The organism is Bacillus sp. FSL K6-1145, from assembly GCF_038003425.1.
Taxonomy (GTDB): Bacteria; Bacillota; Bacilli; order Bacillales; family Bacillaceae; genus Bacillus; species Bacillus pumilus.
The window spans coordinates 115,767-140,492 of record NZ_JBBOPC010000001.1 but is presented as its reverse complement, the minus strand read 5'-3'; the positions used below and the strand labels follow the sequence as shown (position 1 = coordinate 140,492).

The window sequence follows — 24,726 nt, the reverse complement described above, 5'->3', positions numbered from 1 at the left end:
TTAAGATTTACGCTTCAAAAATTTCGATTTCTTTGCTGTCAGCTGTTAATTTCACGATCGCTTTTCTGCGACGGCTAGTCATACCAGTGTAGCGTCCAACGCGTTTAGATTTCCCTTTGTAATTTTGAACGTTGACTTTCTCAACTTTCACTCCAAAGATTTCTTCAACAGCGTCTTTCACTTCTGTTTTGTTAGCTCTGACATCAACTTCGAACGTGTACTTCTTCTCTGTCATTAGATCAGCAGAACGTTCAGTAATGATAGGGCGCTTTAGAACATCACGAGGATCTTTCATTATGCAAGTCCCTCCTCTACTTTTTCAACCGCTGCTTTAGTGATCAGAAGTTTCTCGTGGTTGACAACGTCAAGAACGTTGATACCGTTAGCTTCAACAACTGTTACTCCAGGGATGTTACGAGCAGATAAAGCAACTGTTTCGTTTGCATCCGCAGTGACGATCAACGCTTTCTTCTCGACAGATAATCCTTTAAGGATGCCTGCGAATTCTTTCGTTTTCACTGCATCAAGAGTCAGATCTTCAAGAACGATGATGTTGTTGTCGATTACTTTAGAAGACAATACTGACTTGATAGCCAAGCGGCGAACTTTTTTAGGTAATTTATAAGAATAGCTGCGTGGTGTTGGACCGAATACGATACCGCCTCCGCGCCATTGTGGTGAACGGATAGAACCTTGACGAGCACGACCAGTACCCTTCTGTCTCCAAGGCTTACGACCTCCGCCACGTACTTCAGAACGAGTTTTTACTTTGTGAGTTCCTTGACGTAAGGAAGCTCTTTGCATAAGAATAGCATCGAATACTACGCTTTCGTTTGGCTCGATTCCAAACACAGAAGCGTTTAATTCGATTTCACCGTTAGTAGAACCGTTTTGGTTAAATAATGCTACTTTTGGCATGACTTGTTTCCTCCTTTCCTAAGAGAGTTATTTAGATTTAACTGCACTCTTTACAGTTACTAGAGATTTTTTAGCTCCTGGTACATTTCCTTTGATCAATAGAAGATTGCGTTCTGCATCAACTTTAACGATCTCAAGGTTTTGGACAGTGATTTGCTCTCCGCCCATACGACCTGGAAGAAGTTTACCTTTGAATACTCGGTTTGGATCAACAGGTCCCATTGAACCAGGACGACGGTGGTAACGTGAACCGTGAGTCATTGGTCCGCGTGATTGTCCGTGGCGCTTGATAGCCCCTTGGAATCCTTTACCTTTTGATGTTCCTGTTACATCTACGATATCTCCATTTGCGAAAATATCAACTTTGACTTCCTGACCAACTTCATACGCATCTAACTCCGCACCGCGTAATTCTTTTACGAAGCGCTTAGGAGCAGTTTCCGCTTTAGCAACGTGGCCCTTCTCTGGTTTGTTAGAAAGCTTTTCACGTTTGTCGTCAAAACCGATTTGGATTGCTTCATAGCCATCCGTGTCAGCAGTCTTCTTTTGAAGAACAACGTTAGCAGCAGCCTCAACAACAGTTACAGGGATAAGATCACCGTTTTCTGCGAATACTTGCGTCATACCAATTTTTCTACCTAAGATTCCTTTGGTCATTAGTCACACCTCCTATAATATGTGTTTTCTATTTGAATTAAAGTTTGATTTCGATATCTACACCAGATGGTAAATCTAAACGCATAAGTGCATCAACTGTTTGTGGAGTTGGATTCACGATGTCGATTAGACGTTTGTGAGTACGCATCTCAAATTGCTCACGAGAATCTTTGTACTTATGCACCGCACGAAGGATTGTGTAAACTGATTTTTCAGTTGGAAGCGGGATTGGACCAGATACACTAGCACCAGAACGCTTAGCCGTTTCAACAATCTTCTCAGCAGATTGATCAAGAATTCTATGATCATATGCTTTTAAACGAATACGAATTTTTTGTTTTGCCATTATTTTCCCTCCTTTTCGCCTACTTACGTTAGACAGTTCTCCGTGAGAAAAACCTGATCACCTTGCCATGGCAAAGCGGCCGGGTGTGTCAGCAACCTCTCACTTCATCGCAGTCAAAGACCAACATGCACTATTGTACCAAATTGGCCTGCGTGTTGCAATAATAAATCGGATAAATTTATGATTTGCACACTTTTCATATTATACAGGGGTTCAGCCTATAAATCAAGCTTTCCCTGAAGATGATGTACAGCCGTCTTTTTTATGGTACGAATAAATTCTTCTGGTTCTTCTAGATGCGGGGAATGTGCAGATTCTTTAAAGGTGAACCATTCTTTGACTGGTGCTGTTAATTGCTCAACATAAGGTTTTGATACAGCAGCTGGTGTAATCATGTCATATTCACCAATGATAAAGTAACAAGGTATTAATATAGTAGAAACTCGGTATTCAATGCTCTCATTCATCAATTCATTCCATAGCATGTCCTGACTAAGCTTCTGTCCTTTAAGGAAATTCCACTTATCTTTGAGCTGATATTCCTTACTAAAAAGAAATCCGCGTAGCATTTGAATCAGCGGCTTCCACCTATGTGTGAGACCTACGCTTACGAGCTCTTTATATAGAGAGAACAGAGCATGAGCTGATATTCGTTTCCACGGAGGAGGCGTCAGTAATCGCAGGCACCAAGTAAACAACCGATTTCGTTCGCATTTCTCCAAAAGAAGCTTGTATGACACAATATCTTCTTTTATTACATCTACTACCTGACTAATTCCATAATAAGCGTGATATAGATCTGGGCGCTTATGTACTGCTTGTATGGCGATTAATGACCCCCATGAATATCCGGCGATGTACAATTTTGATTGACCTAGATATGAAAGAACTTTCTCTGTCAGTTCAATCGTATCTTCAATAAATTGCTGAATGGTCATGGAAGTATTGGGGAGGTTCTTCTGATAGGAAAGTCCCGCGCCTCGCTGATCCCAATGAACAACTGTAAAATCTTGATTAAGTTCCTCATGAAACGAATCGATATAACTGATTTGAGCGGAGCCGGGCCCACCGTGTAAAAATAAAAGAACAGGCTTCGCTTCACTTGCGTGATCTTCTTTGATCATAATCCATTGGTCAACCCCGCCGATTAACCATTTCTTCAAATATGTCTTCGCCATTCCAGTGATCCTCTCGGTTCCATTTAGATTCTATAGCTTATAGTAGCCGTTCTGATCTGGAAAAGCAAAAAAAGAGACCCTTTTGCAAGGAGTCTCTTTTATATGTTTATTACTTAATGATATTTGAAACGACGCCAGAACCTACAGTACGTCCACCCTCACGGATAGAGAAACGAGTTCCTTCTTCGATAGCGATAGTAGAGATAAGTTCAACTTCCATCTCAGTGTTATCGCCAGGCATAACCATTTCAGTACCTTCTGGAAGATGTACGATACCAGTTACGTCAGTTGTACGGAAGTAGAACTGCGGACGGTAGTTAGCGAAGAATGGAGTATGACGTCCACCCTCTTCTTTAGAAAGTACATAAACTTCAGCTTTGAAACGGCTATGTGGAGTGATTGTACCTGGTTTAGCAAGTACTTGACCACGTTGGATATCTTCACGAGATACACCACGAAGTAGTGCACCGATGTTGTCACCAGCTTCAGCATAGTCAAGAAGTTTACGGAACATTTCAACACCTGTAACAGTTGTTTTACCATTGTCTTCTTGAAGACCGATGATTTCAACTTCGTCACCGACTTTAACTTGTCCACGCTCAACACGACCAGTAGCAACAGTTCCACGACCAGTGATTGAGAATACATCCTCAACTGGCATCATGAATGGCTTCTCAATGTCACGTTCTGGAGTTGGGATGTACTCATCAACCGCATCCATAAGTTCAAAGATTTTTGCTTCGTAATCAGCATCTCCTTCAAGAGCTTTAAGAGCAGAACCTTTGATAACTGGAACATCATCACCAGGGAAGTCATAGTCAGAAAGAAGGTCACGAACTTCCATTTCAACAAGTTCAAGTAACTCTTCATCGTCAACCATGTCACATTTGTTAAGGAATACTACGATGTATGGTACACCTACGTTACGAGAAAGTAGGATGTGCTCACGTGTTTGTGGCATTGGACCATCAGCAGCAGATACTACTAAGATCGCGCCGTCCATTTGAGCAGCACCAGTGATCATGTTTTTAACGTAGTCAGCGTGTCCTGGGCAGTCTACGTGTGCATAGTGACGAGTGTCTGTTTCATACTCGACGTGTGAAGTTGAGATTGTGATTCCACGCTCGCGCTCTTCTGGAGCACCATCGATTTGGTCATATCCCATAGCTGATCCTTTACCAGACTTCTTATGAAGAACTGTTGAGATAGCAGCAGTTAGAGTTGTTTTACCATGGTCAACGTGTCCAATTGTACCAATGTTAGCATGCGATTTGGAACGGTCGAATTTTTCTTTAGCCATTCTAAAAATCCTCCTTAAAGGTTCATTGTATTTGGTATAGAGTGATAGAAAGTGAAGAGTTACCTCTCACTTTCTGATCTTCAATAGTAGTTATACTTTAGTTTAAAGGCAAAATCAATTATTCACCTTTATTTTTTTTGATGATTTCTTCACTGATGCTCTTAGGCACTTCTTCGTAGTGATCCATGTGCATAGTGAAAGTACCGCGTCCTTGTGTGTTAGAACGGAGTGAAGTTGCATATCCGAACATTTCAGAAAGTGGAACCATTGCGCGAACAACTTGAGCGTTACCGCGAGCTTCCATACCTTCTACACGTCCACGACGAGATGTGATATCACCCATGATGTCTCCCATGTATTCTTCAGGGATAACGACTTCTACTTTCATCATTGGCTCAAGTAGAACTGGGTTACATTTGCTGACAGCATTTTTCAACGCCATAGATGCAGCAATTTTAAACGCCATTTCGTTCGAGTCAACATCGTGGTATGATCCATCAAATAATTTAGCTTTGATGTCGATTAATGGGAATCCAGCTAATACACCATTTTCAAGTGAATCTTCAAGACCTGCTTGAATAGCTGGAATGTATTCACGAGGAACAACCCCACCGACGATTGCATTTTGGAATTCGAAGCCTGCGCCTTCTTCGTTTGGTTCGAATTCGATCCAAACGTGTCCGAACTGACCACGTCCACCAGACTGACGTACGAATTTACCTTCAACTTTTGCACCAGAACGGAATGTTTCACGGTACGCAACTTGAGGAGCACCTACGTTAGCTTCAACCTTGAACTCACGCTTCATACGGTCAACAATGATATCAAGGTGAAGCTCACCCATACCAGAGATGATCGTTTGACCAGTTTCAGGGTTTGTTTGTGTACGGAATGTTGGATCCTCTTCAGCTAGTTTAGCTAAAGCGATACCCATTTTATCTTGATCAGCTTTTGATTTAGGCTCGATTGCTACATCGATAACTGGCTCTGGGAATTCCATAGACTCAAGGATAACAGTATCTTTCTCGTCACAAAGAGTGTCACCAGTAGATGTATCTTTAAGACCAACAGCTGCTGCGATATCCCCTGCATATACAGTAGAGATTTCTTCACGGCTGTTTGCGTGCATTTGAAGGATACGTCCAACACGCTCACGCTTGTTCTTAGAAGAGTTCTTCACGTATGAACCTGAAGCAAGTGTTCCAGAGTATACGCGGAAGAAAGTAAGTTTCCCAACATAAGGGTCAGTCATAACTTTAAATGCAAGAGCTGCGAATGGTGCGTCATCAGTAGACTCACGAACAACCTCTTCATTTGAATCTGGCAGGATACCTTTGATTGCAGCAACATCAGTTGGTGCAGGAAGGTAATCAAGCACAGCATCAAGTACAAGCTGAACACCTTTGTTTTTGAAAGCAGATCCAACAAGAACTGGGTAGAATTCAACATTCAACGTTCCTTTACGGATTGCAGCTTTCAATTCAGGAATTGTAATTTCTTCACCCTCAAGGTATTTTTCCATAAGCTCTTCATCAAGCTCAGCGACAGCTTCAATAAGGCTGTTGCGAAGCTCTTCAGCTTTGTCTTTATACTCAGCAGGGATTTCTTGTGCATCAGAGCGAGTTCCAAGGTCATCTTCGTAGAAGTATGCTACGTTATCTACAAGGTCGATGATTCCTTCGAATTGATCTTCAGCGCCGATCGGCAATTGAATTGCATGAGCGTTCGCTTGAAGACGATCTCTTAATGTGCCTACAGAGTAAAGGAAGTCCGCACCGGTTTTATCCATTTTGTTAACGAATACGATACGAGGTACTCCGTAAGTTGTTGCTTGGCGCCAAACTGTTTCAGTTTGTGGCTCTACACCTGATTGTGCATCAAGAACTGCTACCGCACCATCAAGTACACGTAAAGAACGTTCAACTTCAACAGTGAAGTCTACGTGTCCTGGTGTATCGATGATGTTTACACGGTAACCTTTCCATTGTGCTGTAGTAGCAGCAGAAGTGATTGTAATACCACGTTCTTGCTCCTGCTCCATCCAGTCCATTTGGGAAGCTCCTTCGTGAGTTTCACCAATTTTATGGATACGACCAGTGTAGTATAAGATACGCTCAGTCGTTGTCGTTTTACCAGCATCGATGTGAGCCATGATACCAATATTACGAGTTTTGTCTAAGGAGAACTCTCTTGCCATTGGGTAATTTCTCCTTCCTTATTAGGGAATAGTTTTTTTAGTTTGGTATAAATCCTACCAGCGGTAGTGAGCGAATGCTTTGTTCGCTTCTGCCATTTTGTGTGTATCTTCACGTTTCTTAACAGCAGCACCAGTGTTGTTAGCTGCGTCAAGGATTTCGTTAGCAAGACGCTCTTCCATCGTTTTTTCTCCACGAAGACGAGCGTAGTTTACTAACCAGCGAAGACCTAAAGTAGTACGACGGTCTGGGCGAACTTCTACAGGAACTTGGTAGTTAGCTCCACCTACACGACGTGCTTTAACTTCAAGAACTGGCATGATGTTTTTCAAGGCTTGTTCGAAAACCTCCATCGCTTCATTACCAGTACGTTCTTTGATGATATCAAATGACTTGTAGAGAATTGTTTGTGACTTTCCTCTTTTACCGTCGATCATCATTTTGTTGATCAAACGAGATACAAGTTTAGAATTGTAAATTGGATCTGGCAATACGTCTCTTTTTGCTACAGGACCTTTACGTGGCATCTGATAGCCTCCCTTCTCATTTAAAAGGATTTCTATCTGTCTCTCATCTCAATATCATTGTCAGTTGCCTGACTCCACTGATTTGATATCAACTTCTAAAAACCCTTATGTTTGTTTGTATTATTTACTTTGTTTAGGGCGTTTTGTTCCGTATTTAGAACGTCCTTGCATACGACCGTCAACTCCGGCAGTATCAAGCGCACCACGAACGATGTGGTAACGTACACCCGGTAAGTCTTTTACACGTCCGCCACGGATAAGTACTACACTGTGCTCTTGTAGATTATGTCCGATACCAGGAATGTAAGCTGTTACCTCAATCAGGTTAGACAAACGTACACGAGCATATTTACGTAATGCTGAGTTTGGTTTTTTCGGTGTCATTGTGCCGACACGAGTACAAACCCCGCGCTTCTGTGGAGATGTTACGTTAGTGTGCTCTTTTTTGAAACTGTTGTATCCTTTGTTAAGTGCAGGAGACTTTGAGTTTTCAACTTTACTCACGCGTCCTTTGCGTATTAGCTGATTAATTGTAGGCATGTTGTTATTCCTCCCTTCGTTGCTTTTTTTATAACCCACATACCCAGGTGGTTCATTAAAAGGCAAAAAACAATGCTTTTGCATTTACACATGCAAAAACAAAACAAGTACGCTATAACATAATGGCAACAGCTGCTGCCCCAACTTCAATTCCGCAGGCTTTGCCGAGCTTTTTCATGGAATCTACCACTAAAATGTCTACACCCTTCTCTTGCGCTAGTTTTGTTACACTAGCTGTTAAAGCAGGATCAGCATCTTTCGCTACGACGATTTCCTTTACTGAATCTCGTTTCAGAGCTTTTACTGTTTGCTTCGTACCAATAATAATGGATTGAGCCTGTGATACTTTATCATAAGACATCGAATATCCTCCAAAGTAACAGGTTTTATTTTGAGCACCTTGGTTATATTATCATCATGGCAGAAGGATGTCAATATCATATGACAGATTATCTTGACATCCTTCACCATTTTTTGATGATTTTATAGGAATCTCACGAGAAAGATTACTCTACAGGCACCATATCGTCAGACGGTTGCACTTGTGAAACCGGCTTAACTTTACGGTAGTTTGGCATTCCTGTTCCAGCTGGAACAAGTTTACCGATGATAACATTCTCTTTCAAGCCAAGCAGTTCATCACGTTTTCCTTTGATCGCCGCATCTGTTAGGACACGAGTCGTTTCTTGGAAGGATGCTGCAGACAAGAATGAGTCTGTTTCAAGCGATGCTTTTGTAATACCAAGAAGAACTGGGCGGCCTGTTGCAGGGCGCTTGCCTTCGAATAGTACTTTTTTGTTCGCTTCAGTGAATTGATGTACATCAAGAAGTGTGCCTGGTAATACATCTGTATCCCCTGCATCAGCGACACGCACTTTACGAAGCATTTGGCGAACCATTACCTCAACGTGCTTATCTCCGATTTCTACCCCTTGCATACGGTATACTTTTTGTACTTCATGAAGCAGATATTCTTGAACAGCTGTCATGTCAGTCACTTTAAGAAGTTCTTTCGGATCGATCGAACCTTCTGTCAGTACTTGACCACGAGTAACTTTGTCACCTTCAACAACTTTCAGACGTGCATTGTAAGGAGCTGTGTAAGAGCGAGTTTCAACGTCGCCTTGAACCACAATTTCCTGCTGCTTGTCACGAACATCGTTAATTTCAGCAACGACACCATCAATTTCAGAAATCGTCGCTTGCCCTTTCGGATTACGCGCTTCAAATAGCTCTTGGATACGAGGTAAACCTTGTGTGATATCGTCTCCTGCTACCCCACCGGTGTGGAACGTACGCATTGTAAGCTGTGTTCCTGGCTCACCGATTGATTGAGCAGCGATGATTCCAACTGCTTCACCGACTTCAACGTCAGTACCAGTTGCAAGGTTACGGCCGTAGCATCGTTTACACACACCATGAGGCGTGTTACATGTAAATGCAGAACGGATCCATACTTCCTCAATTCCTGCTTCAACTACTTCAAGTGCTTTATCTTCATCAATTAGTTCGTTTTCGCCAACAATGACTTCGCCCGTTTCAGGATGAACAATTGGTTTTCTTGCAAAACGTCCAATTAGACGTTCTTCAAGTTTCTCAATAATTTCATTTCCTTCTCTAATGGACTTTGCCAAGATACCACGGTCTGTACCGCAATCTGTTTCACGGATGATAACATCCTGTGCAACGTCGACGAGACGACGCGTGAGGTAACCTGAGTCAGCTGTTTTAAGGGCTGTATCGGCAAGACCTTTACGCGCTCCGTGAGTGGAAATAAAGTATTCCAATACGGTTAAACCTTCACGGAAACTAGATTTGATCGGAAGTTCAATGATACGTCCAGCCGGGTTGGCCATCAGACCACGCATACCAGCCAGCTGAGTGAAGTTAGATGCGTTACCACGCGCCCCAGAGTCACTCATCATGTAGATTGGGTTGACTTCATCAAGGGACTTCATCAGTTTACCTTGGATGACATCTTTAGAAGAACTCCAGATCGAAATGACTCTCTCGTAACGCTCTTCTTCAGTAATCAAACCACGTCTGAATTGCTTCATGACGTTATCTACTTTTGCTTGCGCTTCTTCAAGGATCTTCTGTTTATCATCTAATACGACGATATCAGACACCCCAACCGTAATACCCGCTTTAGTAGAGTATTTGAACCCAAGATTTTTCATGCGGTCAAGCATTTTAGATGTCTCAGTGATATGGAATCTCTTAAAGATTTCCGCAATGATTTTACCTAAAATACCTTTTTTGAACGGCGCATTGATTTCTTGTTTCTCAATCGCAGCTTTGACATCTTCACCTTTTTCAAGGAAGAAACGGTCTGGCGTTTTTTCTTCAATATTGCTCTTTGTCGGCTCATTCATGTAAGGGAATGATTCCGGTAAGATTTCGTTAAAGATTAGTTTTCCAACTGTTGTAATCAACAATTTAGAACGCTGTTCATCAGTAAATGTCACATTCTTCAACGAGTTAGCTGCAACAGCTACACGTGTATGAAGATGCACATACCCATTTTGATAAGCTATAAGGGCTTCGTTCGTATCTTTGAAGATCATACCTTCTCCGATAGCACCTTTACGCTCAAGTGTAAGGTAGTAGTTACCAAGCACCATATCCTGAGATGGCGTAACAACAGGTTTTCCATCTTTCGGGTTCAAAATGTTTTGAGCAGCAAGCATTAAGATACGAGCTTCAGCTTGAGCCTCAGCAGATAATGGTACGTGAACCGCCATTTGGTCACCGTCAAAGTCAGCGTTGTAGGCTGTACATACAAGTGGATGCAGACGAATTGCGCGTCCTTCCACAAGTGTAGGTTCAAACGCTTGAATACCAAGTCTGTGAAGAGTCGGTGCACGGTTTAGTAAGACTGGATGCTCACGAATCACTGATTCTAAAACATCCCATACTTCCGGCTGCACGCGCTCAATTTTACGCTTCGCACTCTTGATGTTGTGAGCTAAACCTTTTTCAACAAGCTCCTTCATCACGAATGGTTTGAATAATTCAAGAGCCATTTCTTTCGGAAGTCCACACTGATACATTTTCAAATGTGGTCCTACGACGATAACGGAACGTCCAGAATAGTCAACACGTTTACCAAGCAAGTTTTGACGGAAACGTCCTTGTTTCCCTTTCAGCATATGAGAAAGAGATTTCAATGGTCTGTTTCCTGGTCCTGTTACTGGTCGGCCTCTACGTCCATTATCAATCAAGGCATCGACAGCTTCTTGAAGCATACGCTTCTCGTTCTGAACGATGATGCTTGGCGCGCCAAGATCTAATAAACGTTTCAGACGATTGTTACGGTTGATGACACGACGATAAAGGTCGTTTAAGTCAGAAGTAGCAAAACGTCCACCATCAAGCTGAACCATTGGACGTAATTCTGGCGGAATAACCGGAAGTACATCAAGAATCATCCATGATGGTTTGTTTCCTGAGTTACGGAAGGCTTCTAGCACTTCAAGGCGTTTAATCGCACGAGTACGACGCTGTCCTTGAGCAGTTTTCAGCTCTTCTTTCAGTGCATCTACTTCTTTTACAAGATCGATATCTTGAAGAAGTTTATTGATTGCTTCTGCACCCATAGCTGCTTGGAATGTATTACCGTATTTATCTAAATAAGCACGGAATTCCTTCTCAGAAAGAAGTTGTTTCTTCTCAAGCGGTGTGTTGCCAGGATCTGTCACGACGTATGAAGCGAAGTAAATCACTTCTTCTAACGCACGTGGTGACATATCAAGAACAAGACCCATACGGCTTGGGATACCTTTGAAATACCAAATGTGGGAAACTGGGGCAGCCAGTTCGATATGCCCCATTCTCTCACGACGGACTTTTGCCCGTGTTACTTCTACACCACAACGGTCACATACAACACCCTTATAACGAACGCGTTTATACTTTCCACAATGACATTCCCAGTCTTTTTGTGGTCCGAAGATACGTTCACAAAAGAGACCATCTTTTTCAGGTTTCAGTGTACGATAGTTAATCGTTTCAGGCTTTTTCACTTCACCAAAAGACCAAGAACGGATTTTATCAGGTGATGCGAGACCGATGTTCATATACTCAAAATTGTTCACATCTAGCAAGGGGCCTACCTCCCTTTTAATCTTCGGGTTATACCCTAGTCACTTGCTCTAATCGTTTCTGCTATTCTTTTGTGACTGCGTCACGTTCAAGATCGACAGGTGCGAGGTCTGCAGCATCTTCGTCATTAGATAACGCTAATCCGTCTGCTTTCTTCGTTTCCTCATCGTCTTCTAAATCTCTCATTTCTATCTCTTCTTCATCGCCAGATAGGATTTTGACATCCATACCTAAACTTTGAAGTTCTTTAATTAACACTTTGAATGATTCAGGGACACCTGGTTCAGGGACGTTATCCCCTTTGACGATGGCTTCGTATGTTTTCACACGACCCACAACGTCATCCGATTTAACTGTTAAGATCTCTTGAAGTGTGTATGCTGCACCGTAAGCTTCAAGTGCCCATACTTCCATCTCTCCGAAACGCTGACCACCAAACTGTGCTTTACCGCCAAGTGGCTGCTGCGTAACAAGTGAGTATGGTCCAGTTGAACGAGCGTGAAGTTTGTCGTCAACCATGTGAGCCAGTTTGATCATGTACATGATTCCGACTGATACACGGTTATCGAATGGTTCACCAGTTCGACCATCATAAAGGACTGTTTTCGCATCACGGGACATACCTGCTTCTTCAAGCGTTTCCCAAACATCTTCCTCACGCGCACCATCAAATACTGGTGACGCAATGTGGATGCCAAGGTAACGTGCAGCCATACCCATATGAAGCTCAAGTACCTGACCGATGTTCATACGAGATGGTACCCCTAGAGGGTTTAACATGATATCAATCGGTGTTCCATCTGGAAGATACGGCATATCTTCTTCTGGAAGGATTTTAGAGATAACCCCTTTGTTACCATGTCGTCCAGCCATTTTGTCACCTTCAGAAATTTTACGCTTCTGAACGATGTATACGCGGACTAATTGGTTAACACCTGGAGGTAATTCATCTCCATCTTCACGGTTAAAGACTTTGACATCGTGGATAATTCCGCCGCCGCCGTGTGGAACACGTAGAGATGTATCACGTACTTCACGAGCCTTTTCACCGAAGATTGCATGTAATAGACGTTCTTCAGCTGTTAGTTCTGTTACACCTTTAGGCGTTACTTTCCCTACAAGAAGGTCTCCGTCTTTTACTTCTGCACCGATACGAATGATTCCACGCTCGTCAAGGTTGCGTAAAGCATCTTCCCCAACGTTTGGAATATCACGAGTGATTTCTTCCGGTCCAAGCTTTGTATCACGAGCTTCTGATTCATATTCTTCAATATGGATAGACGTGTAGACGTCATCTTTTACAAGGCGCTCACTCATGATGATCGCATCCTCGTAGTTATAACCGTCCCAAGTCATGAAGCCGACCATGACGTTACGTCCTAGAGCCAATTCACCTTTTTCCATTGAAGGACCGTCTGCAAGGATTTCTCCTTTTACGACTTCATCTCCAACACTTACGATTGGACGCTGGTTGTAGCAAGTCCCTTGGTTAGAGCGGACAAATTTCAGCAAGCTGTATTTGTCTAGGTTTCCTTTGACTTGTTGTCCGTCGACATCTTCATAGCGGCGAACCCAAATATTTTTAGCTTCAACACGTTCTACAACACCTGGGTAACGGCAGATGACAGCAGCACCAGAGTCTTTACCTGATACATACTCCATACCTGTACCAACAATCGGTGATTCCGGCTGCATCAAAGGCACAGCCTGACGTTGCATGTTTGCTCCCATTAGAGCACGGTTAGAGTCATCGTTTTCTAGGAATGGGATACATGCTGTCGCTGCAGAAACAACCTGCTTTGGCGAAACGTCCATGTAGTCAACGCGGTTTCGAGGAACAACGGTGTTTTCTCCTCTGAAACGAGCAATGATATTATCATCGATAAACGAACCATCTTCACCTAATATAGCGTTCGCTTGTGCTACTACGTAGTTATCCTCTTCATCCGCAGTTAAGTAATCGATTCTTGGTGTCACTTTACCTGTTTCAGGATCAACCCGGCGGTAAGGTGTTTCAATAAAGCCGAAACGATTCACTTTTGCAAATGAAGATAGAGAGTTGATCAAACCAATGTTTGGACCCTCTGGTGTTTCAATCGGACACATACGACCATAGTGAGAGTAGTGAACGTCACGAACTTCCATTCCTGCACGCTCACGTGTCAAACCACCAGGCCCAAGCGCTGACAGACGACGTTTGTGCGTCAATTCAGCAAGCGGGTTTGTTTGATCCATGAACTGAGAAAGCTGAGAGCTACCAAAGAACTCTTTGATAGAAGCGATCACAGGACGGATGTTGATCAGTTGCTGAGGTGTGATCGTGTTTGTGTCTTGGATCGACATTCTTTCACGAACAACACGCTCCATTCTGCTTAAACCAATACGGAATTGGTTTTGCAGAAGCTCACCTACAGAACGCAGGCGACGGTTACCAAGGTGATCGATATCATCTGTGTCACCTACACCATGAAGAAGGTTGAAGAAGTAACTGATCGATGCAATGATGTCAGAAGGCGTGATGTTTTTCACAGCTTCCTCTACGTATGCATTCCCGATCACGTTGATCACTTGCTCGCCTTCTTGATCAGACGGTGCATAAATCTTAATAGATTGAAGTTCTACTTCATCTTCTACTACGCCACCATTTGGATAAAGCTTTCTAAATCCGATGCCGTTTTCTAAGTATGGAAGAACTTTATCAAGAACTCTTCTGTCTAAAATTTGACCTTTTTCTGCTAGAATTTCACCTGTTTCAGGGTCAACTAACGTTTCAGCCAATTTTTGATTGAACAGTCTATTTTTAATATGAAGCTTTTTATTAATCTTGTAGCGTCCAACATTTGCTAGGTCATATCTCTTCGGATCGAAGAAGCGAGAGTCTAGCAGGCTTTTAGCATTTTCAACAGTTGGCGGCTCTCCAGGACGGAGGCGCTCGTAGATTTCGAGAAGTGCTTTATCCGCATTCTCTGTATTGTCTTTTTCCAGCGTGTTGCGTAAGTATTCATTCTCGCCAATGAGGTCAAGAATCTCTTGATCAGAGCTGAAGCCGAGAGCACGCAAAAGAACCGTAACCGGCAACTTACGTGTGCGATCGATGCGTACATAGACTACATCCTTCGCATCAGTTTCGTATTCTAACCATGCGCCACGGTTTGGAATGACAGTCGCAGTAAAACCTTTTTTACCGTTTTTGTCTACTTTACCACTGAAATATACACTTGGAGAACGTACTAACTGAGAAACGATTACACGTTCCGCACCGTTAATGATAAAAGTACCTGTGTCTGTCATGATTGGGAAATCACCCATGAACACATCTTGGTCTTTTACTTCTCCAGTTTCTTTGTTAATTAAACGAACTTTTACTCTTAGTGGAGCAGAGTAAGTTACATCACGTTCTTTTGATTCTGCTACAGGATACTTAGGATCCCCTAGGCTGTAATCAATGAATTCAAGAGAAAGGTTACCAGTAAAATCCTCAATTGGGGATATATCTTGAAACATCTCTCTAAGACCCTCATCAAGAAACCACTGATAAGAAGAGGTTTGAATTTCAATGAGATTTGGTAATTCTAACACTTCGCTTATGCGTGCGTAGCTTCTGCGCTGGCGGTGTCGTCCATACTGAACTAGTTGACCTGTCAACTGATTCACCCCTCAAATCATGCGTATTATATGTGTAAAAAGTATTTCAGCCTTTCAAATGTCAGTAAAGAAATACTTTTACAAGACAAAAGAAAAAAGGGTTTCTAAAATAAGAAAACCACATCCAAAAACAAATACCGATTTTATTAGTTTTCCCAAATATGCATAATTTATACAAAACAGTTGTTTTTTAAGCCTATTAAGCAAAATATACACATTGGCATTTTATAATGTTAACACAGCTAGGAAACTGCGTCAAACTTTTTTAGCTTTGATAATATAGTAGCCCTTTTTTTTCAATACAACTTCGACTTCTCCAAAGAGCTGTTCTAATTTCTCAATCGCAGATGGTCCGCCCTGCTTTTTCTGAATAACCACCCACAACTCACCTTCCGGCAATAAATGATCAGCACTTTTTTCAAAGATCGCATGTACAACTTTCTTCCCTGCCCGTATTGGGGGATTGGTCAGTATAGAGGCAAAAGCAGCTGATGAATGAACATTCGAGAACAAATCACTTTGATAGATGCGGACATTATCAACGCGATTATGTTTAGCGTTTTCCTTTGAAAGTTCGACTGCTCTTTCGTTCACATCAATCATATGAATGGTGCGGCTCGTCATTTCGTTTGCTAACGATAAGCCAATCGGTCCATAACCGCAACCGACATCTAAGACATCGCCATCCACATCAGGTTCTTCAAAAGCTTCAATTAAAAGCCTTGAACCAAAGTCGACTTCTTTCTTAGAAAACACTCCACTGTCACTTGTAAAAGTAAAGGTACGGTTTCTCAAGGTGAAGTCCCATGTCTGTTTATTGCTTTTCACTGATGGCTTTTCCGTATAATAGTGGTCACTCATGGTGAATGGACCTCCTCTGGATTCAATCGTTTCAGGAGAATAGAAAAGAAAAAGCCCGCCAGTAAAAGCGAGCTTTCCCAAAAGATTAGGCGAAGATTACTTAACTTCTACAGAAGCGCCAACTTCTTCAAGCTTAGCTTTAAGTTCTTCAGCTTCTTCTTTAGCAATACCTTCTTTAAGTGGTTTTGGAGTGTTGTCAACAAGTTCTTTAGCTTCTTTCAAGCCAAGACCAGTGATTTCACGAACCACTTTGATAACTTTGATTTTTTGGTCTCCAGCACCAGCAAGTACTAGATCAAAATCAGTTTTCTCTTCAGCAGCGGCACCACCAGCTGCAGCTACAGCTACAGGAGCAGCAGCAGTTACGCCAAATTCTTCTTCGATTGCTTTTACTAAGTCGTTTAACTCAAGTACAGTTGCTTCTTTAACTGAAGCAATGATTTCTTCGATATTTAAAGCCATTTGTAATTCCTCCATTTTAAGTTTTTTACGTTAAGTACGCATTAAGCGCCTTGTTCTTCTTTTTGATCTGCAACTGCTTTAGTAGCAAGAGCAAGGTTACGAACTGGAGCTTGAAGAACGCTAAGCAACATAGATAGTAAGCCTTCGCGAGACGGAAGTTCCGCAAGAGCCTTCACTTCTTCTACAGTCGCTACGTTTCCTTCGATGACACCAGCTTTGATTTCTAAAGCTTCGTGGCTTTTCGCAAATTCGTTGATGATTTTCGCAGGTGCGATAACATCTTCGTTACTGAATGCGATAGCGTTTGGACCTGTTAAGAAATCGTTTAAACCTGTTAGTTCAACTTGTTCAACTGCACGGCGAGTCAAAGTGTTTTTGTAAACTTTGAATTCTACGCCAGCGTCACGAAGCTGTTTACGAAGTTCAGTCACTTCAGAAACTGAAAGACCGCGGTAATCTACAATTACAGTAGACATACTGTCTTTAAATTTAGAAGTAATTTCATCAACGACAACTTTTTTTGTATCGATTGCATTGCTCATGGTTACACCTCCTGTACATTGTTTGTGTAACACTTATACCGATCAGGCCATCACGTTCCTAACGAACGGTTCTCCATATAAAAAGCCTCCATTAAGACATGGAGGCTGTATATACAAGCATACGTTAACGTAAGACTGTGACATATACACCTCGGCGGGTTAATTAAGCCATAAGGCCCCTGCTGTCTACGGTATAAATGGACATATTCTATTTTACAACATTTTGATATTATCAAAATGATTGTGATAAGTCAAGATTTATTTTGCAGAGAAAGAAGATGGATCCACTTTCACGCCAGGGCCCATAGTAGATGTAACAGAAACGTTTTTCACGTATACACCTTTAGCCGCTGCAGGTTTTGCTTTAAGGATTGTGTCATAGATTGTTGCAAAGTTCTCAACAAGCTTTTCGTCCTCGAAAGAAACCTTTCCGATTGGCGCGTGGATGTTACCAGCTTTATCAACGCGGTATTCTACTTTACCAGCTTTGATTTCATTGATTGCTTTTTCTACTTCAAATGTAACAGTTCCTGTTTTAGGGTTTGGCATAAGACCTTTTGGTCCAAGTACACGACCGATCTTACCAACTTCACCCATCATGTCAGGTGTTGCAACGATTACATCGAAATCGAACCAGCCTTGTTGGATTTTAGTGATGTAATCAGAATCTCCAACGTAGTCTGCTCCAGCAGCTTCTGCTTCTTTTGCTTTTTCGCCTTTAGCGAACACAAGAACGCGTTGAGTTTTACCAGTTCCGTTAGGAAGTACAACTGCACCGCGGATTTGTTGGTCGTTTTTACGAGGGTCTACGCCCAAACGAAAAGCAACTTCTACAGTCGCATCAAATTTCGCTGTATTTGCTTTTTTTGTAAGAGAAACAGCTTCAGCTACATCATACGCTTTAGTACGTTCGATTAGTTTAGCAGCTTCTACATACTTTTTACCTTTTTTAGCCATTATAAAAATCCTCCTTATGTGGTTTTAGCGGAATAACCTCCCACGAATAAGGGTTGCGAACTTGTCAAAACCAAACTCGCAACCCAACAAGACAATAAATTAATCTTCGATGACAATACCCATACTGCGTGCAGTACCTTCAACCATGCGCATAGCTGATTCAACGCTAGCAGCGTTTAAGTCAGGCATTTTTGTTTCCGCGATTTCGCGTACTTTATCACGCTTAACAGTTGCCACTTTATTACGGTTAGGTTCACCAGAACCAGACTCAATACCAGCTGCTTTTTTAAGTAAAACTGCAGCAGGTGGAGTTTTAGTAATAAATGTAAATGAACGGTCTTCAAAAACCGAAATTTCAACAGGAATGATAAGACCAGCTTGGTCAGCTGTACGAGCATTAAACTCCTTACAGAATCCCATGATATTAACACCGGCTTGACCTAGTGCAGGTCCAACTGGTGGAGCTGGGTTAGCTTTTCCAGCAGGAATTTGCAATTTAACAACTTTAACTACTTTTTTAGCCACGAGACACACCTCCTTAAAGTCCGTGATGTGGTAATAGGGGAATCCCCCTCCCACTCAACAACTTCATTCTTTATATGAATGACGAAATAACTAGCTAGCGATCTTGAGCGAACTCAAGACGTACCTTTGCTATATTACCACTTCTATACACTCATTTCAAGCTCTTTTGAATTACAATTTATCGATCTGCGTGAACTCAAGTTCCACGGGTGTTTCTCTACCAAACATATTAACGAATACTTTGACTTTGCTTTTATCATAATCAATCTCTTCGATAGAGCCTGTGAAGTTCGCAAATGGTCCGTCGATGACCTTGACCGTTTCTTTCAATTCAAAGTCGATTTCTGTTTTGCGTTCTTCAAGACCCATTCTCTTCAGAATGGTTTCAGCTTCGCCTGGCAAAAGCGCTGTCGGCTTTGAGCCTGATCCAGCTGATCCAACGAATCCTGTGACACCTGGTGTATTACGAACAACATACCAAGAGTCGTCAGTCATCACGATTTCCACTAGGACATAGCCAGGGAATACTTTCTTTTTGACAACTTTTTTCTTACCATTTTTAATATCTGTTTCTTCTTCTTCTGGTACAACAACGCGGAAGATCTTATCTTGCATGCCCATTGATTCAACACGCTTTTCCAAGTTCGCTTTTACTTTGTTTTCATAGCCAGAGTACGTATGCACAACATACCAATTCTTTTCCATTTCGTTCAGGACTATTTAGTCCTTCCCTCCCCACATTTCGTAATGTCTATTTGACGAATCTCGAGTACCGGTAAATATTTTCAAGCAATTGAAAAAACCCGTAAAACGGGTTTTTTGGCAAGTCATATTATGATCTATTATAGCACGTTCAGCAGACCATTATTCAAGTATTAATGAATTAATTCGATTAATTGTGAGATTCCTATATCAAGAAAAGAGAAAAAGATTGCAAAGAATACGACTGTTAAAATAACAGTGATTGTGTAACGAATCATTTCGTTTTTCTTTGGCCAGCTGACCTTCTTCATTTCTTTCCCGACACTTTTTAAGAAACTGATAATACGCATTGTAAAAGACCTCCACAGATTAAAGAACGCAAATCTTACTTCGTTTCTAAATGTGTTTTATGTGAATTACAAGTCTTGCAATATTTCTTAACTTCTAATCTTTCAGCTGCTGAAGCATCACTTTTCATTGTCGTATAATTGCGGCTTCCGCAGTCTTTACAGGCTAGAGTAATCTTTTTCCTCATATTTACACCTATTTTCTCGACATCATTTCCTTAGTACCTTATCACAGTGTCGAAAAAGCTGTCAATATAGGTTTGATTAGAGACTAATCTCGCGAAGCTCTAAATATTTCTCTAATTTTCTCTTTACTCTTTGGAGTGCGTTATCAATTGATTTCACATGACGGTTTAAATCTTCAGAAATCTCTTGATAGGATCTGCCATCAAGGTAAAGCACAAGAACCTTTCTTTCCAGCTCGCTTAGTAGTTCACCCATCTTCATTTCGATATCATCAAATTCTTCTTTGCTAATGATTAAATCTTCTGGGTTAAGCGCTTTAGCACCGGAAATGACGTCCAATAATGTTCTGTCTGATTCTTCATCATATATTGGCTTATCTAATGATACATAGGAATTTAACGGGATATGTTTTTGGCGAGTAGCTGTTTTAATTGCGGTGATAATTTGGCGGGTAATACATAATTCTGCAAAAGCCTTAAATGAAGTAAGCTTGTCCTCTCTGAAATCGCGGATAGACTTATAAAGTCCGATCATCCCCTCTTGAACAATGTCCTCTCGATCCGCTCCAATCAAGAAATAAGATCTTGCTTTTGCACGTACAAAATTGCGGTATTTCGTTATTAAGTAATCTAGCGCATCACTATCTCCGACATGAACCCTTTCAATGACTTGTTCATCTTCCAACTGGCAAAATTGCTCTCTGATGGATTTATCCTTGCTGTTGTTTAGATTCACTTCGATCCCCCCGACCGCACCTAGATAGAAATATTATACATTAATGGTTGAAATATCGTCAAGCTATTCTAGATTCCCACGCCGCCATTTTTCAAACGTTTTCAATACATCTTCTGACAATTCAATCTTAGATGCTGGTTTATCAGAAGTAATCTTTTTGACTCTCGTTTCAATCTTTCGTTCGATCACTTCAATCTCTCTTAAAAGCTCTCGAGCCGACTTTCGAAGAGCTCCTTGTCCAAAGATTGCCCATTGTTCTGTAAAGTCAGAGGTCGCCACATGAATCTGCGTCCGAATATTATTCAAATCCTGGGCAAGCTTTTCAATCCGCTCATCAGCTGTTTCATTCTCTCTCGTAAAGATGACCTCTACTCGGTGATTGATCCGCTTTTTTTCGATTCCTTTGACCATATGGGCATCGAATACGACAATGACTCGATACCCTGTGTATGCTTGATATTCTGCTAAATTTTGAATCAGTATGTCTCTGGCTTCTTCAAAGCTGTTTTCCTTTAAGTGCTGCAGCCGTGGCCAAGCACCTATCATGTTGTATCCATCGACTAAGAGGATGTCCATCTCTATTCTCCTAACGGATAACGTTTTCGATACACTTCATACATCAATAGACTAGCGGCAACTGACGCGTTTAACGAAGTGACCTTTCCGGCCATAGGCAGCTTAATCAGAAAATCACACTTTTCTTTGATCAATCGGCCAATCCCTTTTCCTTCACTGCCAATCACGAGAGCAAGCGGCATCGTGCCATCAAATTGTCTGTAATCCTGTTTGGCAGACGCATCTGTTCCCGCAACCCAGATTCCTCTTTCTTTCATCTCATCAAGAGCTCTTGAAAGGTTGGTGACTTTGGCAACAGGAATATGTTCAATTGCCCCAGTGGATGCTTTGGCAACGGTTGTCGTTAAGCCGACCGCTCTCCTTTTCGGAATCACAATCCCATGTGCACCTACAGCATCTGCTGTACGCATAATGGAACCTAAATTATGCGGGTCTTCAATTTCATCTAAGATAAGAAAAAATGGCTGTTCATTCCGCTGTTCAGCGATTTGATATAGATCGTCCAATTCTGCATATTCATATGCTGCTACTTGTGCAACGATTCCCTGGTGCTGACCTGTTACCATTTGATCAAGCTTTTTCCTCGGAACATACTGAATGGTGATATTTTGTTTTTTTGCGAGTTCAATGACCTGCTGGGCTTGTCCTTTTACAGTGTTTTCTGCCATCCAGAGCTTGTATAACTCCCGATCTGACTTCAGTGTTTCAATCACTGCATTTTTCCCAATCACATAATCATGTTGCTGACTCATTTGTCTTCCTCCCTGACGTTCCGATTTCAATCGCCTGACTAATCAGCTCTTCTAAGCGTTCGTCCTGCTTTTCAATAAATAAATAACCCATGAGCGCTTCAAACGCCGTACTATAACGATACGTTTGAACGTCTGTGTTTTTAGGCACTGTGCCTGATTTTGCATTTCTTCCTCTTTTCAGCACCGCTTCTTCTGCTTCAGTGAAAAAGCCTTGCTGCTGTAGCGTAAATAAAATAGCTGCCTGAGATTTAGCTGAAACAATTTTGCTTGCTCGTTTGTGCAGCTCATTTGGTTTTGTCGCCCCCGTTTGGAGGAGGTGATGCCTCACATAGACTTCAAAAATGGCATCACCCATGTAAGCAAGCGCAAGTCCGTTTAACTGTTTACCATCTTTCAGCTTTTCAAAATTCAACATGACCTATTCTCCTCTTTTCCAGCGAGTACCTTGAGGAGTGTCCTCCAATACAATATTCATGCTCTTTAACTGGTCACGAATTTGATCAGATAGCGCAAAATCACGATTTCTTCTAGCCTCATTGCGTTTTTCAATTAACGCTTCTACTTCTTCATCGAGCGTATGCTTTTCTTCTAATGAAAAGCCAAGAACAGACGTGATTTCTTGGAACAAGCCGATAAATGCCTTGATCACTTCCTCCGAAGTATGATCATTTTCCATATAATAATTCGCCTGTTTCGCAAGTTCGAATAAAACAGAGATCGCATTTGCCGTATTGAAGTCATCATTCATTTCAGAAATAAATGTCGCTCGCTGCTCTTCAACCTTCGCCAGCCATTCAGCATTGTCTTCTGTGATATTCGTGCTGCTCTCGAGGCGATGATGTAAATTGGCATACGACGTTTTGAGCCGGTTAAACGCACTCTTTGTACTCTCTAGCAAATCCATTGAATAGTTAATTGGATGACGGTAGTGAACCGACAACATAAAGAAGCGAAGCACGTCAGGATCTTGTTCTTTCACAATGTCATGCACAAGCACAAAGTTGCCTAGTGATTTTGACATTTTTTCGTTCTCAATATTAATATATCCGTTATGCATCCAATACTTTGCAAAAGGTTTGCCTGTCAAAGCCTCAGATTGAGCGATTTCATTTTCATGGTGAGGGAAGGTTAAATCCTGTCCGCCAGCATGAATGTCGATCGTATCACCTAAATATTTTTTAACCATGGCCGAGCATTCGATGTGCCAGCCTGGTCGTCCTTCGCCCCACGGGCTATCCCATGAGATTTCTTGATCCTTTGCAGCCTTCCATAAAGCAAAGTCCAGCGCATCTCGTTTCTTCTCACCTACACGAATACGGGCACCTGTCTTCAGTTCATCAATCGACTGGTGAGAAAGCTTTCCGTAGCCTTCAAATGAGCGTGTGCTGTAATACACGTCACCATCCGCTTCATAGGCGTAGCCCTTTTCAATCAATGTCGCAATAAATGCAATGATATCATCCATATTTTCCGTCACTCGCGGGTGAAGGTCAGCTTTTTTGCAGCCTAGTGCACTGACGTCTTCAAAGTAGGCTTGAATAAAGCGGTCAGCAATCGTCGGGACATCTTCCCCGAGTTCATTGGCTGCTTTGATGAGCTTATCATCCACATCTGTAAAGTTTGAGACAAAGTTCACATCATAGCCGCTGTATTCTAAATACTTACGTACAGTGTCATAAACAATAGCAGGCCTTGCATTCCCGATATGAATGTAGTTATAAACGGTTGGTCCGCACACATACATTTTGACCTTTCCTGGCTCAAGCGGGACGAATTCTTCCTTCTTACGTGTCAATGTATTATAAATATTGATTGTCATGATTGTTCTTCCTTTCTGCTCAATGAAGCCAGCTCACCTTTTAGCTTTTCCATTTCTCGTTCCAATTCTTTGAAACGATCGGAAATTGGATCTGGCAAATCTTGATGATTGAGATCACGATTGATTTTCTTACCATTTTGAACGACGACTCGCCCAGGTATACCGACAACGGTGGAATGGTCGGGTACGTCCTTTAACACGACCGATCCCGCCCCAATCTTGGCTCCTTTTCCGACTGTAATGGAACCAAGCACCTTTGCACCTGTCGCAATGAGCGCATCGTCTAAAATGGTCGGGTGCCGCTTTCCCTTTTCTTTCCCTGTTCCCCCTAATGTCACGCCTTGGAAAACAGTGACGTTGTCTCCAATTTCACATGTTTCCCCAATCACCACTCCCATACCGTGGTCAATGAAGAAGCGCCTGCCAATGGTTGCCGCAGGGTGAATTTCAACCCCTGTGAAAAACCGGCTGACCTGAGAAATGATCCGCGCAAGAAAGTACAGCTTCCGCTTATAAAATGCATGCGCGATACGATGAGCCCAAATCGCATGAAGCCCTGAATAGGTTAGCACTACTTCAATATAGCTTCTAGCAGCAGGATCTTGATCAAACACAGTATCAATATCTTCTTTCAGCATTTTGAAAAACACATGCTCCCCCCGTTCTTCCCCATCAATCTCTCTTCGGACTTGCTCTCTTTTTTGGACAAATAAAAAACGCCTCTGCCATATGACAGAGACGTTTTGAAAACGCGGTTCCACTCTGTTTAGAAAGCCCTCATTTCGCAGCCTTCTCAACTTAATCCCATAACGGAGGGTACCGCCCTTGCATACTAACGTACTCGTGTTCCTC

Annotated in this window: 26 protein-coding genes and 2 other annotated features (1 of these 28 cut by a window edge); all 26 genes read right to left on the bottom strand. The window is 42.1% G+C overall.

What is annotated here, in order from left to right:
• Nucleotides 1-7 precede the first annotated feature (7 nt).
• Nucleotides 8-295, bottom strand: coding sequence for a 50S ribosomal protein L23 (rplW, locus tag MHH41_RS00745; RefSeq protein ID WP_003217016.1), 288 nt, complete (start codon nt 293-295; stop codon nt 8-10).
• Nucleotides 295-918, bottom strand: a complete 624-nt coding sequence (gene rplD, locus MHH41_RS00740) for a 50S ribosomal protein L4 (RefSeq protein WP_003217216.1) — start codon at nt 916-918, stop codon at nt 295-297. The genes rplW and rplD overlap by 1 nt, the downstream gene beginning before the upstream one ends.
• Before the next feature lie 27 nt (nt 919-945).
• The gene (gene rplC / locus MHH41_RS00735; protein ID WP_003217069.1) at nt 946-1,575 is read right to left on the bottom strand and encodes a 50S ribosomal protein L3; all 630 of its coding nucleotides are present in this window, start codon (nt 1,573-1,575) and stop codon (nt 946-948) included.
• Nucleotides 1,576-1,612: 37 nt separating this feature from the next.
• Nucleotides 1,613-1,921 (bottom strand): 30S ribosomal protein S10, encoded by a 309-nt coding sequence (gene rpsJ / locus MHH41_RS00730; protein ID WP_003156464.1) that lies wholly within the window; start codon nt 1,919-1,921, stop codon nt 1,613-1,615.
• 218 nt (nt 1,922-2,139) lie between these two features.
• The gene (locus MHH41_RS00725; RefSeq protein WP_340865364.1) at nt 2,140-3,099 is read right to left on the bottom strand and encodes an alpha/beta fold hydrolase; all 960 of its coding nucleotides are present in this window, start codon (nt 3,097-3,099) and stop codon (nt 2,140-2,142) included.
• A gap of 109 nt (nt 3,100-3,208) precedes the next feature.
• The gene (gene tuf / locus MHH41_RS00720) at nt 3,209-4,399 is read right to left on the bottom strand and encodes an elongation factor Tu (RefSeq protein WP_003217109.1); all 1,191 of its coding nucleotides are present in this window, start codon (nt 4,397-4,399) and stop codon (nt 3,209-3,211) included.
• 118 nt (nt 4,400-4,517) lie between these two features.
• Complete coding sequence (gene fusA, locus MHH41_RS00715; protein WP_050945820.1) at nt 4,518-6,596, bottom strand: elongation factor G; 2,079 nt, start codon at nt 6,594-6,596, stop codon at nt 4,518-4,520.
• Nucleotides 6,597-6,650: 54 nt separating this feature from the next.
• Complete coding sequence (rpsG, locus tag MHH41_RS00710) at nt 6,651-7,121, bottom strand: 30S ribosomal protein S7 (protein WP_003216884.1); 471 nt, start codon at nt 7,119-7,121, stop codon at nt 6,651-6,653.
• 120 nt (nt 7,122-7,241) lie between these two features.
• Nucleotides 7,242-7,661 (bottom strand): 30S ribosomal protein S12, encoded by a 420-nt coding sequence (gene rpsL / locus MHH41_RS00705; RefSeq protein ID WP_003216962.1) that lies wholly within the window; start codon nt 7,659-7,661, stop codon nt 7,242-7,244.
• A 112-nt stretch (nt 7,662-7,773) separates the two neighbouring features.
• Nucleotides 7,774-8,022 (bottom strand): 50S ribosomal protein L7ae-like protein, encoded by a 249-nt coding sequence (locus MHH41_RS00700; RefSeq protein ID WP_003216985.1) that lies wholly within the window; start codon nt 8,020-8,022, stop codon nt 7,774-7,776.
• A 145-nt stretch (nt 8,023-8,167) separates the two neighbouring features.
• Nucleotides 8,168-11,767, bottom strand: coding sequence for a DNA-directed RNA polymerase subunit beta' (gene rpoC, locus MHH41_RS00695; protein ID WP_310428297.1), 3,600 nt, complete (start codon nt 11,765-11,767; stop codon nt 8,168-8,170).
• Nucleotides 11,768-11,828: 61 nt separating this feature from the next.
• Nucleotides 11,829-15,410, bottom strand: a complete 3,582-nt coding sequence (gene rpoB / locus MHH41_RS00690; RefSeq protein ID WP_003217223.1) for a DNA-directed RNA polymerase subunit beta — start codon at nt 15,408-15,410, stop codon at nt 11,829-11,831.
• A 255-nt stretch (nt 15,411-15,665) separates the two neighbouring features.
• A complete protein-coding gene (locus MHH41_RS00685; protein ID WP_113386636.1) occupies nt 15,666-16,271 on the bottom strand; it encodes a class I SAM-dependent methyltransferase in 606 nt (201 codons plus the stop codon).
• Nucleotides 16,272-16,367: 96 nt separating this feature from the next.
• Nucleotides 16,368-16,733 carry a 50S ribosomal protein L7/L12 gene (gene rplL / locus MHH41_RS00680; RefSeq protein WP_003216952.1) on the bottom strand — a complete coding sequence of 122 codons (366 nt, stop codon included), beginning with the start codon at nt 16,731-16,733 and terminating at the stop codon, nt 16,368-16,370.
• A 41-nt stretch (nt 16,734-16,774) separates the two neighbouring features.
• The gene (gene rplJ / locus MHH41_RS00675; protein WP_003217048.1) at nt 16,775-17,275 is read right to left on the bottom strand and encodes a 50S ribosomal protein L10; all 501 of its coding nucleotides are present in this window, start codon (nt 17,273-17,275) and stop codon (nt 16,775-16,777) included.
• A 69-nt stretch (nt 17,276-17,344) separates the two neighbouring features.
• Nucleotides 17,345-17,485, bottom strand: a sequence feature (ribosomal protein L10 leader region).
• A 48-nt stretch (nt 17,486-17,533) separates the two neighbouring features.
• The gene (gene rplA / locus MHH41_RS00670) at nt 17,534-18,232 is read right to left on the bottom strand and encodes a 50S ribosomal protein L1 (RefSeq protein WP_003217271.1); all 699 of its coding nucleotides are present in this window, start codon (nt 18,230-18,232) and stop codon (nt 17,534-17,536) included.
• A gap of 99 nt (nt 18,233-18,331) precedes the next feature.
• Nucleotides 18,332-18,757 (bottom strand): 50S ribosomal protein L11, encoded by a 426-nt coding sequence (gene rplK / locus MHH41_RS00665; protein ID WP_003216956.1) that lies wholly within the window; start codon nt 18,755-18,757, stop codon nt 18,332-18,334.
• Between the two features lie 171 nt (nt 18,758-18,928).
• Nucleotides 18,929-19,462, bottom strand: coding sequence for a transcription termination/antitermination protein NusG (gene nusG, locus MHH41_RS00660; RefSeq protein ID WP_003217197.1), 534 nt, complete (start codon nt 19,460-19,462; stop codon nt 18,929-18,931).
• A 170-nt stretch (nt 19,463-19,632) separates the two neighbouring features.
• Nucleotides 19,633-19,809, bottom strand: coding sequence for a preprotein translocase subunit SecE (gene secE / locus MHH41_RS00655; protein WP_003216942.1), 177 nt, complete (start codon nt 19,807-19,809; stop codon nt 19,633-19,635).
• Nucleotides 19,810-19,844: 35 nt separating this feature from the next.
• Complete coding sequence (rpmG, locus tag MHH41_RS00650) at nt 19,845-19,994, bottom strand: 50S ribosomal protein L33 (RefSeq protein WP_012008694.1); 150 nt, start codon at nt 19,992-19,994, stop codon at nt 19,845-19,847.
• Between the two features lie 76 nt (nt 19,995-20,070).
• On the bottom strand, nt 20,071-20,727 hold the full coding sequence (gene sigH / locus MHH41_RS00645; protein ID WP_003217132.1) for an RNA polymerase sporulation sigma factor SigH: 657 nt from the start codon (nt 20,725-20,727) through the stop codon (nt 20,071-20,073).
• Nucleotides 20,728-20,790: 63 nt separating this feature from the next.
• Nucleotides 20,791-21,303: a ribosome-dependent mRNA decay endonuclease Rae1/YacP gene (gene rae1, locus MHH41_RS00640; RefSeq protein ID WP_003216949.1), complete on the bottom strand. Its 513-nt coding sequence runs from the start codon at nt 21,301-21,303 to the stop codon at nt 20,791-20,793.
• Between the two features lie 2 nt (nt 21,304-21,305).
• Nucleotides 21,306-22,055 (bottom strand): 23S rRNA (guanosine(2251)-2'-O)-methyltransferase RlmB, encoded by a 750-nt coding sequence (gene rlmB, locus MHH41_RS00635; protein WP_003217141.1) that lies wholly within the window; start codon nt 22,053-22,055, stop codon nt 21,306-21,308.
• Nucleotides 22,039-22,470: a Mini-ribonuclease 3 gene (locus MHH41_RS00630; protein WP_003217007.1), complete on the bottom strand. Its 432-nt coding sequence runs from the start codon at nt 22,468-22,470 to the stop codon at nt 22,039-22,041. Before MHH41_RS00630 ends, rlmB begins: the two co-directional genes overlap by 17 nt.
• A 3-nt stretch (nt 22,471-22,473) precedes the next feature.
• The gene (cysS, locus tag MHH41_RS00625; RefSeq protein ID WP_003217177.1) at nt 22,474-23,874 is read right to left on the bottom strand and encodes a cysteine--tRNA ligase; all 1,401 of its coding nucleotides are present in this window, start codon (nt 23,872-23,874) and stop codon (nt 22,474-22,476) included.
• Nucleotides 23,871-24,524 carry a serine O-acetyltransferase gene (cysE, locus tag MHH41_RS00620; RefSeq protein ID WP_012008691.1) on the bottom strand — a complete coding sequence of 218 codons (654 nt, stop codon included), beginning with the start codon at nt 24,522-24,524 and terminating at the stop codon, nt 23,871-23,873. Before cysE ends, cysS begins: the two co-directional genes overlap by 4 nt.
• A gap of 81 nt (nt 24,525-24,605) precedes the next feature.
• Nucleotides 24,606-24,726 (bottom strand) — a binding site (T-box leader) (it continues 111 nt past the right edge of the window).

Bases quoted from the DNA above. Each gene is read 5' to 3' on its own strand.
- MHH41_RS00700 (WP_003216985.1), bottom strand. From the start codon at position 8,022: ATGTCTTATGATAAAGTATCACAGGCTCAATCCATTATTATTGGTACG.
- rpmG (WP_012008694.1), bottom strand. From the start codon at position 19,994: ATGAGGAAAAAGATTACTCTAGCCTGTAAAGACTGCGGAAGCCGCAAT.
- MHH41_RS00685 (WP_113386636.1), bottom strand. From the start codon at position 16,271: ATGAGTGACCACTATTATACGGAAAAGCCATCAGTGAAAAGCAATAAA.
- secE (WP_003216942.1), bottom strand. From the start codon at position 19,809: ATGCGTATTATCAGTTTCTTAAAAAGTGTCGGGAAAGAAATGAAGAAG.
- rplL (WP_003216952.1), bottom strand. From the start codon at position 16,733: ATGGCTTTAAATATCGAAGAAATCATTGCTTCAGTTAAAGAAGCAACT.
- rpsL (WP_003216962.1), bottom strand. From the start codon at position 7,661: ATGCCTACAATTAATCAGCTAATACGCAAAGGACGCGTGAGTAAAGTT.
- MHH41_RS00725 (WP_340865364.1), bottom strand. From the start codon at position 3,099: ATGGCGAAGACATATTTGAAGAAATGGTTAATCGGCGGGGTTGACCAA.
- fusA (WP_050945820.1), bottom strand. From the start codon at position 6,596: ATGGCAAGAGAGTTCTCCTTAGACAAAACTCGTAATATTGGTATCATG.
- nusG (WP_003217197.1), bottom strand. From the start codon at position 19,462: ATGGAAAAGAATTGGTATGTTGTGCATACGTACTCTGGCTATGAAAAC.
- rlmB (WP_003217141.1), bottom strand. From the start codon at position 22,055: ATGAGTCAGCAACATGATTATGTGATTGGGAAAAATGCAGTGATTGAA.
- MHH41_RS00630 (WP_003217007.1), bottom strand. From the start codon at position 22,470: ATGTTGAATTTTGAAAAGCTGAAAGATGGTAAACAGTTAAACGGACTT.
- rplW (WP_003217016.1), bottom strand. From the start codon at position 295: ATGAAAGATCCTCGTGATGTTCTAAAGCGCCCTATCATTACTGAACGT.
- tuf (WP_003217109.1), bottom strand. From the start codon at position 4,399: ATGGCTAAAGAAAAATTCGACCGTTCCAAATCGCATGCTAACATTGGT.
- rplA (WP_003217271.1), bottom strand. From the start codon at position 18,232: ATGGCTAAAAAAGGTAAAAAGTATGTAGAAGCTGCTAAACTAATCGAA.
- rplD (WP_003217216.1), bottom strand. From the start codon at position 918: ATGCCAAAAGTAGCATTATTTAACCAAAACGGTTCTACTAACGGTGAA.
- rpsJ (WP_003156464.1), bottom strand. From the start codon at position 1,921: ATGGCAAAACAAAAAATTCGTATTCGTTTAAAAGCATATGATCATAGA.
- cysS (WP_003217177.1), bottom strand. From the start codon at position 23,874: ATGACAATCAATATTTATAATACATTGACACGTAAGAAGGAAGAATTC.
- rae1 (WP_003216949.1), bottom strand. From the start codon at position 21,303: ATGGACATCCTCTTAGTCGATGGATACAACATGATAGGTGCTTGGCCA.
- rpsG (WP_003216884.1), bottom strand. From the start codon at position 7,121: ATGCCACGTAAAGGTCCTGTAGCAAAAAGAGACGTATTGCCAGATCCA.
- rplC (WP_003217069.1), bottom strand. From the start codon at position 1,575: ATGACCAAAGGAATCTTAGGTAGAAAAATTGGTATGACGCAAGTATTC.
- rplJ (WP_003217048.1), bottom strand. From the start codon at position 17,275: ATGAGCAATGCAATCGATACAAAAAAAGTTGTCGTTGATGAAATTACT.